The organism is Nostoc sp., assembly GCF_036917395.1.
In the GTDB taxonomy this organism is placed as follows: domain Bacteria; phylum Cyanobacteriota; class Cyanobacteriia; order Cyanobacteriales; family Nostocaceae; genus Nostoc.
This window is the reverse complement of sequence record NZ_JBALDI010000009.1, coordinates 178,811-194,534: the sequence shown is the minus strand read 5'-3', so window position 1 is coordinate 194,534 and position 15,724 is coordinate 178,811. Positions and strand designations below refer to the sequence as shown.

The following is a 15,724-nucleotide window of genomic DNA, read 5'->3' as shown; positions in this document are numbered from 1 at the left end:
CACTGTGTCCGAAGACACCGTTCGACTTGCATGTGTTAAGCATACCGCCAGCGTTCATCCTGAGCCAGGATCAAACTCTCCGTTTTGGTTTGTTTCGAGTTTGTGGCTCCGAAAAATCTATTTCTCGGAATCCTAGTTAATAATTTCGACTATTTCTTTGGTAAATCCCAAAGCTAGAATCTGTTTGACGAGGATTGGTTATTTCTTAAGCTTTCAAAGTATTATGTTTTTTAGGTTCAGCGCGTCGTTGGCTTCTTTCGCCTTCGCACTTAACTAGAGTAGCTAGTCTTTCTCTAGTTTGTCAAGGGGTAAAACAATCTTTTTTTATCATCGGACAAATTGCTTGACTGGCAGTACTTTCAGGGAAATAGGTTAAGCAGCAGGAGATAAACGAAAATAAGTGGCTCAATCCTGATGTTGTAATGGTGCAAATTAATAGTTAGTGTCCCCTAAACACCATCTAATCCAGATTAGGGTATTTAGATCGTGTTTATCTTACAAGACAAGAGTCAGTCTTGCTGGAGGGATTTATCCCGAATCAAAATGGCCAAACTATATCTGACTTTTCATAAGATATGGAAAAGAAGAGAGCGAAACCTAACCCCTAATCTTTATAGGGTTGGGGGAGGATTCAAAGCCTCTCTACAGTAGGAGAAAGGAATGGAAGTGAGGTTTTCCAGATAAGAGGCGAAAGTCAGAACTATAAACTATATAAGATAAAAGCATAACCATTATCGAGCTTACTGTTTAAGACCCCTATCCTACGGGTGAAGGTCGTACTGACACCGTTACGAAGATAGGCAGCCGTTCATGGGAAGGTTCGTTACAGTGAGTCTAGCGCTGTAGAAGGATTTCACAATCGATAAGGTAGGTAAAGATAGGGATTTTATCAAAATTATCAGGAAGAAATTTAAAAAAGTAGGACAAAGAAAAATTATTGCCATAACTCTAAAAATCTAAGTGCGATCGCCATGATAATTGTCCAATCATATTTTTTAACTAACTGATTTTTGGCTTCCATGCTTATAAATCAGGTACTTTTAAACGATGAAACAGCCCTAGACTAAAAAAGGGGATACTTTACTTTTTAAAATATATAAAAATATCTTTGTGTCAATATAAAATCAATAAAATTAGTCAAAAGTAATAATTAAGTTTTAAGATTGGTCGAAACCTAAGTAGGCAAGACCAGACAGAGAAACCCTGACTTCGGTAGGACGAAGCGTATTGCTTGGAGACAACTAGACGATAAGAAGACAAAGTAGACCAAGGTTACACAGATGACTGATACTAGCCCTAGTGAACTTTAGGAAAACCTCCCTTGGTGCAAATTTTAGATTGAATAGAGAAGTGCGGCAGGTAATATCGCCCATTGACTCTAAACAAATGAATTTTTGATAAAAAGCTAAAAACTAAACTAGGCAATAAATACAGATGATCCGACCGCGTAAGGTCTTTGCTCAGCATTGGCTCAAAAGTGAAAAGGCACTCGACGCAATTATTCAAGCAGCAGAGTGTACAGAAAGCGATGGCATCCTGGAAATTGGGCCCGGTACCGGCATTCTGACTCGTCGTTTATTACCCCTAGTGCAATCTCTGGTTGCAGTTGAAATAGACCGCGACTTATGCGAACTATTGGCAAAGCAACTGGGTAAGACTGAAAATTTTTTACTGCTGCAAGGCGATTTTCTCACCCTGGATTTACCATCTCATCTCGTAGCCTTTCCCAATTTCCAAAAGCCAAATAAAGTAGTAGCCAATATTCCTTACAACATTACAGGGCCAATCATCGAGAAACTACTGGGTACGATCGCCAACCCCAATCCCGAACCATTTGACTCAATAGTGTTACTCGTACAAAAAGAAGTAGCAGAAAGGTTGTATGCTAAACCAGGGTCAAAAGCCTTTGGAGCGTTGAGCGTGCGGGTACAGTATTTGGCTGAGTGTGAGTTAATTTGCACCGTTCCAGCGGTCGCATTCCATCCACCGCCAAAAGTTGATTCAGCAGTAGTACGATTATGTCCCCGAAAAATAGAAATAGCAGCACTTGACCCAAGACGGTTAGAGAATTTTTTAAAGTTGGGGTTTGGTGCCAAGCGCAAAATGTTACGAAATAATTTGCAATCTGTTATTGAACGCGATCGCCTGATCCACTTATTGGAACAATTAAAAATAAATCCCCAAGCCAGAGCCGAAGACCTCAGTGTTCAGCAATGGGTAATCCTAGCAAATGAGTTAGGAGTTAAAAGTGAGGAATGAGGAGTTAAGAGTGAACATGTAGATGATTGCTTTGATTCAAACCCAAAATTCACCCATTCCCAATTAGCAACCCATAACCCCTAACTTCTAACTTTCAAAATGCGTTCCTACAGCCTAATTGCCCCTGCCAAAATCAACTTGTATCTGGAAATCATTGGCAATCGTCCTGATGGCTATCATGAGTTAGCCATGATACTTCAAAGTATCGGACTTGCAGACCAAATTGATCTGCGTTCCATCAGCATTGACAGCATCCGTGTTCACTGCAACCACCCACAAGTACCGACAGATAAAAGTAATTTGGCATACCGAGCAGCAGAATTAATGGCGAGGCAATTTCCTGGAGCCTTTGCCAAATATGGGGGTGTGGAGATTACCGTCAATAAGCAGATTCCTGTAGCTGCTGGGTTAGCTGGGGGTTCGACGAATGCAGCAGCTGTGTTGGTAGGGATAAATTTACTGTGGAAATTGGGATTAACTCAGTCAGAATTAGAGGAGTTGGGAGGCACACTTGGTTCAGATGTACCATTTTGTGTAGCGGGTGGAACTGCGATCGCAACAGGTAGGGGTGAGCAACTTTCTCCCCTGCCGAGTTTAGATAATATATATATAGTATTGGGGAAATACCGCAGTTTGGAAGTTTCCACGGCTTGGGCATACAAAACCTATCGAGAGCAGTTTGGTAATTCTTATATTAGAGATAGCGATAACTTGGTAGCGCGTGCTAATGCAGTTCATTCCGGAACAATAGTAAAAGCTGTCCTGGATAAAGATGTGGGAGAAATTGCCCAAAAACTGCACAATGATTTAGAGCGTGTGGTATTGCCAGCCTATCCCCAAGTCTTGCAACTGCGAGAAGTATTCGCAAATAAAGAAGGCGTTTTAGGAACAATGATGTCTGGTTCTGGGCCAACAGTATTTGCTCTTTTTGAGTCTCAACAGCAGGCAGAACTAGTTTTGCTGCAAGTAAGGGAAGCAATTCTTGATCAGGACTTAGAATTGTTTGTAACTCGAACAATCACACATGGTATTAAAGTGGCATCGTCTGTTTAAATAATTCTTTTTCGTTAATTAACTATAGGGAATAAACAATAATTATTCCTAATGACCCAATCCAAAATATAAAATCTAAAATGGTATGAGTGAGCAAAATTTAACACCAGAAACGGATACTAAAATACAGTCGGCAACGAGTCCGTTACGCTGTTTAACTGGGGCGGTGATTTCTGGAGGAATGGGATATGCAGTGTATTCGCTGATGATTGCGATCGCTACAAATTTCGCTACTAAACCGATCCATTCAATTAATCCATTGGTGGTGAAGATTTCTTCTGCTGTTCGGACTCTGGTTGTTGGTGTAGTTGCTTTAGGAAGCGGGATATTTGGTATAGTAGCAATTGGTTTGTTGGCTTTGGGTGTGCAATTATTAGTGCAGGAGTTGACCAAGCAAAAAAGTAGTGAAAACTAGTAATTTGCTTTTAATCAGCAACCTAAAGACACAAGTTTTTCTAACGAACTACAATTTTTGAGCAATTGTAGCTTCGCGCTTCTGAAGGCTGAAAAATTTGTTGCTGTTTTCTCCAAGTTTTGGGAGAAAGTCCGTGGTGCTGACGAAACTGGCGAGAGAAATCACACGTATTTTGATCGCCCAGTGCAATTGCAATCTGTGTATAGTATAATCCTTGACCTTAACAGATTTCAGGTTGACACTTTATAGACTGGCTGATAATTCACAAATTTATGCGGAATTGATACCAGCAACACTGAAATTGATAGCAGCAACATCACTTGTAAGCAAAGTTTATGAACACAACTAAGAGATATTTTTTACCCCTTATCTTTATGGCAATGGTTGTCAACCTCAGCAGTTGTAGTTCTAACCCCACAGCTGGTAATGTTGATAGCGGAACGCCATCCTCTACCCCAACACTAACGAGTAGCTTATCGTCTCAGACTCCCAGCCAAATTCCTAGCGTAGCTCAGTTGAGAGAAAAATCTTCCAATCAAGAATCTCCTAAGGAGAATACGCCTTCCTCACCAACTTCTAAGGCTGCTACTAGCAAAACTACCAAAGTCACACTATACACAAGTGATACTCAATGCCAAAAACTAATTCCAGAAAAGGTTTCAGTACCAGCCGAGGAACCAGTGAAAAATGTAGTGGGTAAAATCTTAGAAAAACGAGATACAAGCGACTTTAGCTTGTCTGGGTATCGTGTCAATGTCAAAAATGGCATTGCTACAGTTGATTTGCGAATATCTCCTGAGTCAAAGCGGCAAATAACTTCTCTTTCTAGTTGTGAACAGTTCGCTCTGTTTGGTAGTCTCCGCAAAACCCTAAAGAGTAATGCCCAATGGAATATTAAAGAGGTTCGCTTCACCGAGCGAGGTGAGGACATTGTTCTTTAGTTAAATATGGGAGTAAGTGCCGTCATCAGCTAGCTAAAAAATTCCCCAATATGAACAGCCACAGGACTCATACATCAGCAGTTACCAAAACAGCGTATGTTCAAGCCAATTGAAAACAGCTGTAAATAATGGTATGATTCATTGTAGGCCCAAGTTTATGGCAGCAATTCGCGGGTGTAATTCAGTGGTAGAATCTCACTTTCCCAAGGTGATCGTCGTGGGTTCGAGTCCCATCGCCCGCTTTAAAATCATGTACATTAACTAATTATTTGTGACTGTTGACAGATTAATGTCACTTTTAACAAATTGATGTCATCATTTGGGCTGATGTTAAGCCACTGATAGAATTAGCCTTCGCCCAACTACCAGATGTGCAGGTAATTATTTTTGAGCCGTTATCCCAAACTAGCACAAGATACTGAGCAGGCGATCGCCTGGGGCAACCCATTCAGTGTAAGCAAGCGCAAGCTATTTAAGCCTGAACATATTCGCAAAGCTTGGCAGCGTTTGCATGAGCAAAACTGGCTAAACATTAAAGAGCAAATAACTTCTTGAATGTTCTCTTAAGAAAGTTCCAAATAAAATTCCAACATAGAGTTTGCCTTACCTCTGTATGCTGTATGGCGTTACTGTCATTTATTGGACTTAAAGAACAATTAAATTTTTCACATGAACAGGCTTTTCGTTTACGAAGTCTGTAATACTCTTGCTCAAGAGTAATTAATCCTGCATTTTTAAAGTCTGATTTTTTCAGACGAAGTTTGTAATTTTTATAAAAGTGTTTGCTGACTTCTTTCCGAATCCATTTATCCAATTCACGTATTTGTTGGATGTCTGTAATAATCATAAAAAAGCCCATCCAACTTTTTACTCTTTCTCCTAGCACACCACCGCATACATCACATATTTTCTCACCACGCCCAGTTACTTTTCTATTAATCACGTATTTGATAAAAAAGCTAAATCTACGCTCTAAATTTTCACCAGTTTTATAAGACTGCTCTTTATTAATCTTTTCTACAATTCTTTGCTGAAATCTTAAAATGTTTCCTGATTTAACTTTGATATGCTCAAGAGTAAATTGAAAACCAACAAACTCTAGAAAATCTTTAGCTATATCAACATATTTGGTTTTACTTTCATCAGTATGTAATTCCAGTTTTATATCTTGTAATTTTTGAGCAACTTCTTGATGTACTATAGAAATTAATTCTTTTTGTTTTAAAAGTATTACAAAATCATCTGCATAACGGACGTATCTTAGAGAATATTTTTTCGATAAATCATTGATAACCCAACAATCAAATTCATGTAAATATAATAAATTTGCTAGCATTCCCGAAAGTACACCGCCTTGAGGGATACCCTGAGTTCTTATAATTCTTTGATTATTTAAAATAGGCTTATAATGATGAAAAAACGGTATCCGTATGTTTTGCCATGTTGATTTCTATGTGGAAGTCCACCAGTTTTTATAAACCGTCTTAATAATTTATTAGTTAGAGTATCTTGACCAAACTTTCTCTCTATAATTTCAAAAAGATATTCGTGAGACAGCCTATCGAAAAATTTTACTATATCAGCATCTAAGGCAAATATAAAACCTTGTTTAATATAATGATGAATCAAGCTTGCTGCATAGGGTGCAGACTTTCCCTTTCTATATGCACAAGATACTTTATTTAGTCTAGGTGTGGCTTGAAAATCTTTTTCTATTTCTTTGTAAATAGCATCATACAATACTTTTTGGACAATAACATCGCGTATAGTCGCAATCGATAAAACTCGCTTTCCAGCAGATGGCTTAGGAATTTCTATTTCTCGAAAAGTATAAAACTGATATGTACCTTTAAATAATCTATTTGATAGAAGCTGACAACGTAAATCAAGTTCTTTTTTAAAGGTTTGGTAAGAAATACCGTCCACCCCCATTTGAACTTTTGGCTCACCCTGCTGGAAGAAGTCCGTTTTTTGTTGTTCGTAAGCTTTAAACGCAGCCTTTAGCTTCTCCGGCTGAAAGTATTCAGTGGGACAATGCCAAAGTTACCGAATTTTCAGCAGGTTTTTAAGAATTTACGCAGAAACATATACGCACTCGCTAATGGATGACAGCTAATGGTAAAAATCAATTAGCGATTCGCAATTAGCACTATGGCAAATTTTCTCCAACCACCAAGGTTACGCATTGGTGAAGACACTGAAGAAGAACGACGCGCCACTTGGCTAGAACTGTTTTATGATTTGGTTTTTGTAGTTGCAGTTTCTCAACTCGCCCACAATCTCAACGAGGATATCTCTCTATCAGGATTATTTGGGTTTGTAGTTTTATTTATACCAGTTTGGTGGTCATGGATTGGCACTACATTCTACGCCAACCGCTTTGACAGCGATGATGTGGGACATCGGCTGCTAATTGGTATACAAATGCTGACAGCAGCAGCAATGGCTATTAATATCCACCACGGTTTGGGTGAGAGTTCCCCTGGTTTTGCTATTTCCTATACTCTCGGTCGGGCTGTGCTGGTAATAGAGTACGTCCGTGCTGGAAGACATATCCCCTCCGCACGTCCTTTGACCACTCGCTACGCTATTGGTTTTGCGATCGCAGCCTTCCTCTGGGCAAGTAGTTCAAGACTTGCATCAGAGTCGTCCCACTACCCGCTTGGTTGACCCAGAAATCTAGATCATCGCGTAGTGGCGCACATCTGTGCGCCACTACGACAGATCCACGCAAGTGAAATATAAGGCATTTTTTGAAATGCATCTATCCTATGGAGGAATTTATCATAAATATAAATAAATATTTATATAGTTTTTTAAAGATAATGTAATCTCAACATTCAAACCCAACGCTGTAATGCTGATAACCCAACACATTGCCCTTTATCAGAGGTTACAGAACCAAAGGAGGAATGTCAACATTAGGAGATGTACCTTTAGGCAGCGAAGTCAAGTAGCTGAAATATTTATTAATATTATGAATAGGAAGTGTAAATTCAGCATCAGGAGTCAGAAAAATTCCTAATGGCAGGTATTTCGCATCAATCATTAAATTTCTCACCAACAGAACAGAAGCTCATGAAAGACCAAAAACCATCAAACTCTAAGGAATTCGTCGGAAATCTCAAGAATGGGATTTGGCTGTTTGGACTGTCATCCTGGGTATTTGGCATTACCGATCGCAGTATTGCTTCATTTGCAGATGGCTATCTATCTGCTTTGGATTTGACGCAACTATTCACAGCGGCTACGTTCTTTGTGGCGTGGCTATTTTTAAAACCGACATCCAGACTTTAAGATCGGCGATTAGTTGAGTGTCGAGTCACTCTTGACGGTAGTTATGTCAAGATTCGGAAAGTTATCTAGAGAACACTTTTGATCGCTATAAGGGGTGCGCCACAGAATGTATAAATGCTTTTGCATTCAGAACAATCGGGGTAATTCTGTAAAATCTCAGAATTACCTTGATTTCTAGTTTTCACTAAATAATCCAAGTTGCTAATTATCAAAGACGGCAACAGGAGATACGGATGTAAATTTTTGGCGTTGCTGAATCCAAGTATGAATCATGCGTAGGCGTAGCCCGTCGTAGACATCGCCTCAAGCTTGCGGGCGCGTAGCGCCGACAGCGCCACGGAACCATACTTGAGATAATGTATTACCAATCGAATAGAGAGTTTAAGCATTTCCTCTGACTTTGAGTAACTCATCCTTTTGCGGTGTGTCAGGCAAAGTATTACCAACCTCTTTTAAGAAAAAACCCTCATCCCCCAGCCCCTTCTCCCAATATTGGGAGAAGGGGAGCCGAAAAAAAGTCCCTCTCCCAGTAGCGAGAGGGATATTAGGGTGAGGGCAAAAACTACGGTTCTCAACATAGATGAGGTTTAGGTTCTTTTATTTGGGTGTATCTAGAAAAATTTTTCTAATTTTCCGGAATTGGTTATGCTCAGGTGGTAGTCTCTATCAGACTACGGATTTATACTGAAACTCTATAACTAACCTTCGGGGAATATAACCCCATTTCGGATTAAAAGCCCAGCCATCAAGGCCGGGCTTTTGACAAGGAATTAAAAAAAATTGGGGTAACTCTAGAAAATCCCAGAATTACCCCGAATTTTAAAAGTTAGAAGTTAGGAATTGTTCTTAACTCCTAACTACTCGTTAAATTAGGCAAACGCAGCGGTTGTCACATCGTTACTCGATAGAATTTCTTGCAATTCCTCAGCGTCTACCGTTTCTTTATCAACCAACATTTGCGCTATGTGATCTAAAATGTGGCGGTTACGCACCAACACTTCTTTAGCGCGTGTATAGGCTATATCCACAAGTTTGCGAACTTCTTCATCAATAGCAGCGGCAGTTTCTTCAGAGAAATCACGCTCTGACATAATATCCCGTCCGAGGAACATGTTACCTTGCTGACGACCAAGGGCAACTGGGCCTAAGCGATCGCTCATCCCAAATCTGGTGATCATCTGACGCGCAACCCGTGCTACTTGTTGCAAGTCGTTGGAAGCACCAGTGGTCACTTCTTCTTCACCAAAGATTAATTCTTCAGCAATTCGACCACCCAAAGCCACAGCCATCTGATTTTCCAGATAAGCGCGGCTGTACAAACCAGTGTCCATCCGGTCTTCGCTGGGGGTAAACCAAGTTAAACCACCTGCGCGACCGCGAGGGATAATGCTAATTTTCTGCACAGGATCGTAGTCTGGCATTAAAGCACCAACTAAAGCGTGACCAGCTTCGTGATATGCTACCAAGGTTTTGCGCTTTTCGCTCATTACCCGGTCTTTCTTCTCTGGGCCAGCTAATACGCGATCGATGGCGTCGTTGATTTCATCCATCGAAATTTCAGTCAAATTCCGACGTGCTGCCAGAATTGCGGCTTCATTCAGCAGGTTGGATAAATCTGCGCCAGTAAATCCGGGGGTACGACGCGCAATTTTATCCAAGTCCACATCTTTCGCCAAGGTTTTGCCACGGGCGTGAACCTTCAAGATTTCGCTGCGTCCGGCATAGTCGGGACGGTCTACCACAACTTGACGGTCAAAGCGGCCAGGACGCAACAGTGCTGCATCTAGGACATCAGGACGGTTGGTAGCAGCAATAATGATGATGCCTGTGTTGCCTTCAAAGCCGTCCATTTCTGTGAGCAACTGGTTGAGGGTTTGTTCCCGCTCATCGTTACCACCACCTAAACCTGCACCCCGCTGACGACCTACGGCGTCAATTTCATCGATGAAGACGATACAGGGAGCATTGGTCTTAGCTTGTTCAAATAAATCGCGGACGCGGGATGCACCCACACCGACGAACATTTCTACAAATTCCGAACCGGAGATCGAGAAGAAGGGTACACCTGCTTCACCTGCTACAGCACGAGCTAGGAGGGTTTTACCCGTACCAGGAGGGCCAACTAACAGCACACCTTTAGGAATTTTTGCACCAACTGCGGTAAAGCGATCGGCGTTTTTCAGAAAGTCTACGACTTCGTTTAATTCCAACTTGGCTTGGTCAATACCAGCAACATCGCCAAATGTCACTTGAGTTTGTGGTTCCATTTGGACTCTGGCTTTAGATTTGCCAAAGTTCATCGCTTGGCTACCTGGACCACTTTGAGCGCGACGTAGCAAGAAGAATAACCCAACCAAAAGCAATACAGGAAAAAATAAGCTGCTTAGTGCCTTAAACCAAAATCCTTCATCGCTTTGGGGCAAAACAGAAATATCAACGCCTTTTGAAGTCAGAGTATTGATCAGGTCTGGATCGTTGACTAAGGTCACAATCCGTTTATTTCCGTCATATTTGGCTGTAACCAGTGCTGTAGAGCGATCTGCACTCAAACTGACTTTTTCTACTCTGCCTTGTTGAACTTCTTGAATAAACCGGCTATATCGCCATGTCTCTCTGCTTTGAGGTTGTTTGTCAAAAAATGCTGTTCCCAGCGCAATGACGACAATAAACAGCAGCGCGTACAGCCCCGTATTTCTCCATCTTTTATTCACTAAGGTCTATCCTCCGGTATTTTTCGCGCGTTAGCTCTCAGTGGGCGCTTTGCGCCATCGCCTAGCGTCTCTGTTGCGAGAGGTCATTATTAAGAATTATGTTAACTTATCTTAAGTGTAACAAAGTGGCGTGGCTATCATGCTAGAAAAAGCTCCCTTATTTGCAGAAAACTAGGATGGTAGGGATCATATTGTAGCGACCCTGTGCGCTGATGAACGGTATGAATGGGAATAATTTCTACCACACTATTAGTGTAGGCGATCGCTTCAAATCTCTGCACTAACTCCCCGCTCCAAGTTTCTTCCCGCATCGGCTGCTGCTGGTTTTGCAACCAGTTTACAAGTTGCGATCGCATAATTCCAGGCAAAATTCCTGCCTCCTTTGGCGGCGTCCACCAACTGCGATCGTACCATCCCCAAAGGTTGCCTGTGCTGGTTTCTAGCCAATTTCCTTGGGCATCGACTAATATTGCTTCTTGAGCATCTAAGCTAGTTTTTGCCAGCCAAGCACTCAAATAGTTTCCAGTTTTATGAGAGGGGAGAGAGCGATAAAATTCAGAACTAGCAATGGCACACACAACGCCAGTTTTTTGTTTTTCTCTCAAATCCTCTGGTAAGAATCTGCCAGTTATCCATTCCCGTCCATCGGGAAAAAGAGTAATTCTGAGAACAGGGAAGTGGGCGAGGAGAATTTGGGCACCTTGACGCACACGCCTCCAGTCTGGTTGCTGCCAACTAAATGATTGTACTGAGAAAAACAGGCGATCGCAGTGTGCTTGCCAATTAGTTAAATTACTATCTAGCGAGTTCTGATAAACCCGCAATGTTGTAAAAACAGTCGCCCCATAAAGTAAACCCGGATCATTAATGTCTAACTCTAAAATTCCGGACTCAATTAATTTGCCGCTATACCAAAAAATATCATTTTTCACAACCAGATTGCTTCTCGCTACAACTCTATTCCAAAGTGATGACTTGTAATGCTCATGCGCTGCATGAGATAAAACCTGTGAGCTGCAAATCGCTGAACACCAGAATCAAGACTCAGGTGTTCACAGTCATGATTTATTGCATATTCAATTAGCCACTGAAATAACTGTTTACCATAACTTTGTGACCGTTTTAACTCATCAACAACTAAGTCATCAATATATAAAAACTTTCCTGATGCTAAACAGGTATAAATGCGAAATCCAGCTACTGCCACAGCTTGCTGCTCTACTTCCAAGAATACAAGTTGATATCCTTCTTTCATTTGATATCGAACTTGTTCTACAAACTTAGCCTGCTCAAGGTGAGGACGCAACTGGGACATAACAGGAAAACACTTTAATATTTGAAGGTTAGATTCTCCTAATTGGATTGACATCAGTATTGCTCCTGAAAATATGATGCGTATTCATATTAATTTCTCAAATTATCGAGAATATCACAATTTTGCAAGATTTTCTTTCTCTTGTACAAAAATGCTATGAATAATAATTTAATCTTTTGGAGGAAATAAAATTTTCTCAGTACCTTCAGGAGTTATAATTACTTTTCCTCCCAATTTTTCAATTTCTCTAATTACTCGTTTTCGAGTTTTTTCATCAACTTGATTATTTAAAACCATAGACCAGGTAGAAATTTGAGCATATTTACTGTTAGGGTTTCGACTCAAAAATTCCGCAGTTTTTTGGGAACTATTAACTATAAACTGACTCTCTGCATCTGAAAAGTTACTAGCCCAGTTTGCCGCTGTTGCAAAAGACTTTTGGGCAGCTTGAGCATTGCCTAAAAATAATAACTCATCAATTCCTTTGTTACGCCACACGTAATAAGACTTTTCAGGAACGAAGGGAGATAGTGATTTTAAGCCTTTCTCTGATAGTGCGATCGCACGTTCTGGCATAGCAGCATACAATGAAGTACTGATCGAAAGACTGCGATACGCTTCTAAAAATCGCGGGTCACGTTCTAGAATGACTTCAAAATATTCGGGACTTAAACTATAACCTGTTTTATCCCGAACTTGATCATCTCCAAAATATTGTAAAAAATTGATATATACCAAATCTGCAATGAAATTATCATAACCAAAAGTAGGCATTTTTTTGAGAAAATTCAGACGGATATTTTCTGATTTTATTTCTTTCTCTAGAGTTTCTAAGGAGGCAGATTGTTTGCTATTTATCAGTTTTTGTAATTGGGGGAATTGAATCAAGCCAACTCCTAAAATACACACACAAATTACAAAAGGTGTAGCAATGGCTTTACGCGACAACATATTTTTCTTGTCTTCCCATGCAGAAGCAACTCATTGTATATAATATACTTCTTGGAAAATTACTCAGCTATATTGCTCTTATTCCGGTAAACCCCCTAACCGCATCAAATCCAATTCCCGTTCAAATATTTCATCAATTGGCAACATTTGACCATCAGCAGTCATAAATTTATGGTCTTTTGTTGCCCGAATCACTGAACCATCTTCCAAGCAATATTCAAACACCTCTTGTTGTCCGCGATCGTGCCACTGTGCTACAGGTTGTGTGTAAATATTTCCATTATTATCAACGCTGTACACAGTACATTCAATAAGTTTTTCTACAATTTCCCCAATCGACATTAATCCATATTCTACTGTCAATATTTCCGTGTCATAGCTTAAACAATATTCAGCAAACTTCAACATTTGCTCAAATAATTCATCCGCAACTTTTTTCTGAACACCATTTTTAGCTGCACCATCCACGAATTTTTCTCGCTGCTTTTGCATCTCAGAAACTTTCTTTTTACCCATCGCCCGACGTAGCAAGTCAGCTTGTCCTAAAGAATATCCAGCCATATCCTGAGCAATTTTCATGATTTGCTCTTGATAGACCATAATTCCATAGGTTTCGTCTAATATTGGTTCTAAAATGGTGTGTTGATAATCAATGTTTTCTCGACCATGTTTACGGTTAATAAACTTAGGGATTAGTCCCGCATCTAATGGCCCAGGTCGATAAAGTGCCAAAATTGAAGAAATATCTTCTATATTTGAAGGCTTCAAATCTCGCACTATCTGACGCATCCCAGAAGATTCTAATTGAAATATCCCTTCTAACTCACCTGCTTCTAATAGTTCATAAGTTTTTTGCACATCTTTTGGCAGAGTGGTATGTTCACCTTTAGCTAATATCTTTTGGGCTTTTCTCTCTTGGTGGGTGATTTCATCAGGATCAACACGATATCCTTTAGTTTCTTGAATTAAATCAAGGGTATTTTGAATCAGCGTCAGGTTCCGTAAACCCAGAAAATCCATTTTCAACAAACCCATTGATTCCAGGTCTTCCATGAAATACTGGGTAATCACGGAACCATCATTATTCTTCTGTAGCGGCACAATTTCATCAAGTGGATCGGCAGAAATTACCACACCTGCTGCATGAACACCAAAAGTTTTGTTAGTTCCTTCAATTCGCATCGCCATATCAAGCCAATGGCGAACATGCGGTTCTTTATCATATTTCTCTTTAAACTGTGGTTCTGGGGTTTCATTAGAAATCATCACCTTGAGTTTCGTTGGTTTTCCCCGCACTACAGGAATTAATTTCGCCATTTTGTCAGCTTCCCCGTAGGGAATATTCAAGACTCTGGCGACATCTTTCAAAACTGCTTTAGAAGTTAGGCGGTTAAAGGTAATAATTTGGGCAACTTTATCTGCACCATATTTATCAGTTACATATTCAATAACTTTATCTCTTTGTTCAATACAGAAATCCGTATCAATATCAGGCATGGATTTCCGTTCTGGGTTCAAAAAACGCTCAAATAGTAGCCCATGATGCACAGGGTCAATGTTGGTAATTCGCATCGCATAGGCAACTAATGAACCGGCCGCCGAACCCCGACCGGGACCCACAGGAATGTTATTATCTCTAGCAAATTTGATGTAATCCCATACAACTAAAAAGTATTTGGAAAAACCCATCTGCTGAATCATTTTTAGTTCGTATTCCAATCTTTCTTTATAGACGGAATCAACCTCATTGCGGGATTTACGATTTAACCGTTCTAAAAGTCCGCTCCATGCAACATCTTCGGCGTAAGTGTCAGCAGTATGACCGGAGGGAATCGGGGGTGTAGGAATCTGAGGCTCACCCATAATATTGTAACGCTCGACTTTATCAGCGACTTCTTCAGTAGTGGCGATCGCTTCTGCAATCACATCATCTAGCAAATGGTCACGAAATAGCTGCTGCATCTCCTCACCAGATTTGAGGTACTCTGTGCCGCTATAACGCATCCGCTTATCTTCAATAATTAGCTTGCCAGTCTGAATACATAGCAAAGCATCGTGGGCTTCAACATCAAAACAAGAAATAAAATGAGAATCATTGGTAGCAACAAATTTAATTCCTAGTTCCCGCGCAATTTTGACTATTTCAACATTAACAATCCGGTCTTCTTGGGAGCCGTGGTCTTGAATTTCTAGATAATAATCATCACCAAATACATCTTTATACCACTGAGCAACTTTTCTGGCTGCGTCTGGTCTATTACTAAGAATTGCTTGGGGAATTTCTCCACCCAAACAAGCACTGGTGACAATCAAGCCTTCATGATATTGTTTTAGTAAATCTTTATTAATACAAGGACGAGAAAAAATTCCTTTACCTTGAACACCTTTGAGGTGAGAAATTGTGGTTAACTTGACTAAATTTTTGTAACCTTTGGTATTTTTAGCTAGAACTACTTGATGATATTTCGGACGGCGTTCTTGCTTTTCAATATCGCCGTTAATTATATACATTTCATTGCCGATAATCGGCTTAATATTGTGACTACGGCAGATTTTGATCAGTTCAATGGCTCCATACATGACACCATGATCGGTAAGGGCGATCGCTTTCATCCCCAGTGCGATCGCTTGATCCACCAACTCTGGTAGCTGACTTGCCCCATCGAGCAGACTGTAGTCACTGTGAATATGTAAAGGGACAAAGGACATAAGCATCTCCAACCACAAGCCAAGATATCTCTAGGGGCCTACCTTGTGGTATACCCTTTCGAGCTAGATTTTG

At 40.4% G+C, this 15,724-nt stretch carries 15 protein-coding genes, 1 tRNA gene, 1 rRNA gene and 1 pseudogene; 8 read left to right on the top strand and 10 right to left on the bottom strand.

Features of this window, described 5'->3' with window-relative positions; translation table 11 throughout:
• A 16S ribosomal RNA gene (locus V7K46_RS07045) occupies nucleotides 1-86 on the bottom strand; the annotation flags it as partial.
• 1,348 nt (nucleotides 87-1,434) lie between these two features.
• On the opposite strand from V7K46_RS07045, the gene rsmA reads away from it, so the two are divergent.
• From rsmA to V7K46_RS07010, 6 genes are all read left to right on the top strand, one after another.
• Nucleotides 1,435-2,259 carry a 16S rRNA (adenine(1518)-N(6)/adenine(1519)-N(6))-dimethyltransferase RsmA gene (gene rsmA, locus V7K46_RS07040; RefSeq protein ID WP_335111850.1) on the top strand — a complete coding sequence of 275 codons (825 nt, stop codon included), beginning with the start codon at nucleotides 1,435-1,437 and terminating at the stop codon, nucleotides 2,257-2,259.
• 99 nt (nucleotides 2,260-2,358) lie between these two features.
• Entirely contained in the window at nucleotides 2,359-3,312 is a 954-nt protein-coding gene (ispE, locus tag V7K46_RS07035; protein ID WP_335111849.1) for a 4-(cytidine 5'-diphospho)-2-C-methyl-D-erythritol kinase, read from the top strand.
• An 85-nt stretch (nucleotides 3,313-3,397) separates the two neighbouring features.
• Nucleotides 3,398-3,727, top strand: coding sequence for a DUF3082 domain-containing protein (locus V7K46_RS07030; RefSeq protein WP_335111848.1), 330 nt, complete (start codon nucleotides 3,398-3,400; stop codon nucleotides 3,725-3,727).
• A 335-nt stretch (nucleotides 3,728-4,062) separates the two neighbouring features.
• Nucleotides 4,063-4,668 (top strand): sporulation/spore germination protein, encoded by a 606-nt coding sequence (locus tag V7K46_RS07020; RefSeq protein ID WP_335111847.1) that lies wholly within the window; start codon nucleotides 4,063-4,065, stop codon nucleotides 4,666-4,668.
• Between the two features lie 170 nt (nucleotides 4,669-4,838).
• Nucleotides 4,839-4,910 (top strand) — tRNA-Gly (locus V7K46_RS07015).
• A gap of 145 nt (nucleotides 4,911-5,055) precedes the next feature.
• Entirely contained in the window at nucleotides 5,056-5,223 is a 168-nt protein-coding gene (locus V7K46_RS07010; RefSeq protein WP_335111846.1) for a hypothetical protein, read from the top strand.
• Here V7K46_RS07010 and V7K46_RS07005 read toward each other — a convergent pair.
• On the bottom strand, nucleotides 5,201-6,031 hold the full coding sequence (locus tag V7K46_RS07005) for a reverse transcriptase domain-containing protein (RefSeq protein ID WP_335111855.1): 831 nt from the start codon (nucleotides 6,029-6,031) through the stop codon (nucleotides 5,201-5,203). The two genes, V7K46_RS07010 and V7K46_RS07005, sit on opposite strands and share 23 nt — an antisense overlap.
• Nucleotides 6,032-6,060: 29 nt before the next feature.
• Nucleotides 6,061-6,600 carry a hypothetical protein gene (locus tag V7K46_RS07000; RefSeq protein ID WP_335111845.1) on the bottom strand — a complete coding sequence of 180 codons (540 nt, stop codon included), beginning with the start codon at nucleotides 6,598-6,600 and terminating at the stop codon, nucleotides 6,061-6,063.
• A gap of 219 nt (nucleotides 6,601-6,819) precedes the next feature.
• On the opposite strand from V7K46_RS07000, the pseudogene V7K46_RS06995 reads away from it, so the two are divergent.
• Nucleotides 6,820-7,299: pseudogene (locus tag V7K46_RS06995) on the top strand (low temperature requirement protein A); the annotation flags it as partial.
• Nucleotides 7,300-7,561: 262 nt separating this feature from the next.
• Here V7K46_RS06995 and V7K46_RS06990 read toward each other — a convergent pair.
• Nucleotides 7,562-7,717 carry a hypothetical protein gene (locus V7K46_RS06990; protein WP_335111844.1) on the bottom strand — a complete coding sequence of 52 codons (156 nt, stop codon included), beginning with the start codon at nucleotides 7,715-7,717 and terminating at the stop codon, nucleotides 7,562-7,564.
• A 29-nt stretch (nucleotides 7,718-7,746) separates the two neighbouring features.
• Between V7K46_RS06990 and V7K46_RS06985 the strand changes: the two genes are divergently transcribed.
• Entirely contained in the window at nucleotides 7,747-7,965 is a 219-nt protein-coding gene (locus V7K46_RS06985) for a hypothetical protein (protein WP_298909172.1), read from the top strand.
• A 269-nt stretch (nucleotides 7,966-8,234) separates the two neighbouring features.
• On the opposite strand, the gene V7K46_RS06980 is transcribed toward V7K46_RS06985, so the two are convergent.
• The 6 genes from V7K46_RS06980 to V7K46_RS06955 all read right to left on the bottom strand — a co-directional run bounded on the left by V7K46_RS06980 (nucleotide 8,235) and on the right by V7K46_RS06955 (nucleotide 15,651).
• Nucleotides 8,235-8,378 (bottom strand): hypothetical protein, encoded by a 144-nt coding sequence (locus V7K46_RS06980; protein WP_335111856.1) that lies wholly within the window; start codon nucleotides 8,376-8,378, stop codon nucleotides 8,235-8,237.
• A 456-nt stretch (nucleotides 8,379-8,834) separates the two neighbouring features.
• Nucleotides 8,835-10,676 carry an ATP-dependent zinc metalloprotease FtsH3 gene (ftsH3, locus tag V7K46_RS06975; protein WP_335111843.1) on the bottom strand — a complete coding sequence of 614 codons (1,842 nt, stop codon included), beginning with the start codon at nucleotides 10,674-10,676 and terminating at the stop codon, nucleotides 8,835-8,837.
• 137 nt (nucleotides 10,677-10,813) lie between these two features.
• Nucleotides 10,814-11,608 carry an aminotransferase class IV gene (locus tag V7K46_RS06970; RefSeq protein ID WP_335111842.1) on the bottom strand — a complete coding sequence of 265 codons (795 nt, stop codon included), beginning with the start codon at nucleotides 11,606-11,608 and terminating at the stop codon, nucleotides 10,814-10,816.
• Between the two features lie 17 nt (nucleotides 11,609-11,625).
• A complete protein-coding gene (locus V7K46_RS06965) occupies nucleotides 11,626-12,045 on the bottom strand; it encodes a GNAT family N-acetyltransferase (RefSeq protein ID WP_335111841.1) in 420 nt (139 codons plus the stop codon).
• Between the two features lie 114 nt (nucleotides 12,046-12,159).
• On the bottom strand, nucleotides 12,160-12,942 hold the full coding sequence (locus V7K46_RS06960) for a hypothetical protein (RefSeq protein ID WP_335111840.1): 783 nt from the start codon (nucleotides 12,940-12,942) through the stop codon (nucleotides 12,160-12,162).
• 78 nt (nucleotides 12,943-13,020) lie between these two features.
• Complete coding sequence (locus V7K46_RS06955; RefSeq protein WP_335111839.1) at nucleotides 13,021-15,651, bottom strand: DNA polymerase III subunit alpha; 2,631 nt, start codon at nucleotides 15,649-15,651, stop codon at nucleotides 13,021-13,023.
• Nucleotides 15,652-15,724 lie beyond the last annotated feature (73 nt).

Coding starts and splice junctions, on each gene's coding strand:
- rsmA (WP_335111850.1), top strand. CDS start 1,435: ATGATCCGACCGCGTAAGGTCTTTGCTCAGCATTGGCTCAAAAGTGAA.
- ispE (WP_335111849.1), top strand. CDS start 2,359: ATGCGTTCCTACAGCCTAATTGCCCCTGCCAAAATCAACTTGTATCTG.
- V7K46_RS07030 (WP_335111848.1), top strand. CDS start 3,398: ATGAGTGAGCAAAATTTAACACCAGAAACGGATACTAAAATACAGTCG.
- V7K46_RS07020 (WP_335111847.1), top strand. CDS start 4,063: ATGAACACAACTAAGAGATATTTTTTACCCCTTATCTTTATGGCAATG.
- V7K46_RS07000 (WP_335111845.1), bottom strand. CDS start 6,600: ATGGGGGTGGACGGTATTTCTTACCAAACCTTTAAAAAAGAACTTGAT.
- V7K46_RS06990 (WP_335111844.1), bottom strand. CDS start 7,717: ATGATTGATGCGAAATACCTGCCATTAGGAATTTTTCTGACTCCTGAT.
- V7K46_RS06985 (WP_298909172.1), top strand. CDS start 7,747: ATGAAAGACCAAAAACCATCAAACTCTAAGGAATTCGTCGGAAATCTC.
- V7K46_RS06980 (WP_335111856.1), bottom strand. CDS start 8,378: ATGAGTTACTCAAAGTCAGAGGAAATGCTTAAACTCTCTATTCGATTG.
- V7K46_RS06965 (WP_335111841.1), bottom strand. CDS start 12,045: ATGTCAATCCAATTAGGAGAATCTAACCTTCAAATATTAAAGTGTTTT.
- V7K46_RS06960 (WP_335111840.1), bottom strand. CDS start 12,942: ATGTTGTCGCGTAAAGCCATTGCTACACCTTTTGTAATTTGTGTGTGT.
- V7K46_RS06955 (WP_335111839.1), bottom strand. CDS start 15,651: ATGTCCTTTGTCCCTTTACATATTCACAGTGACTACAGTCTGCTCGAT.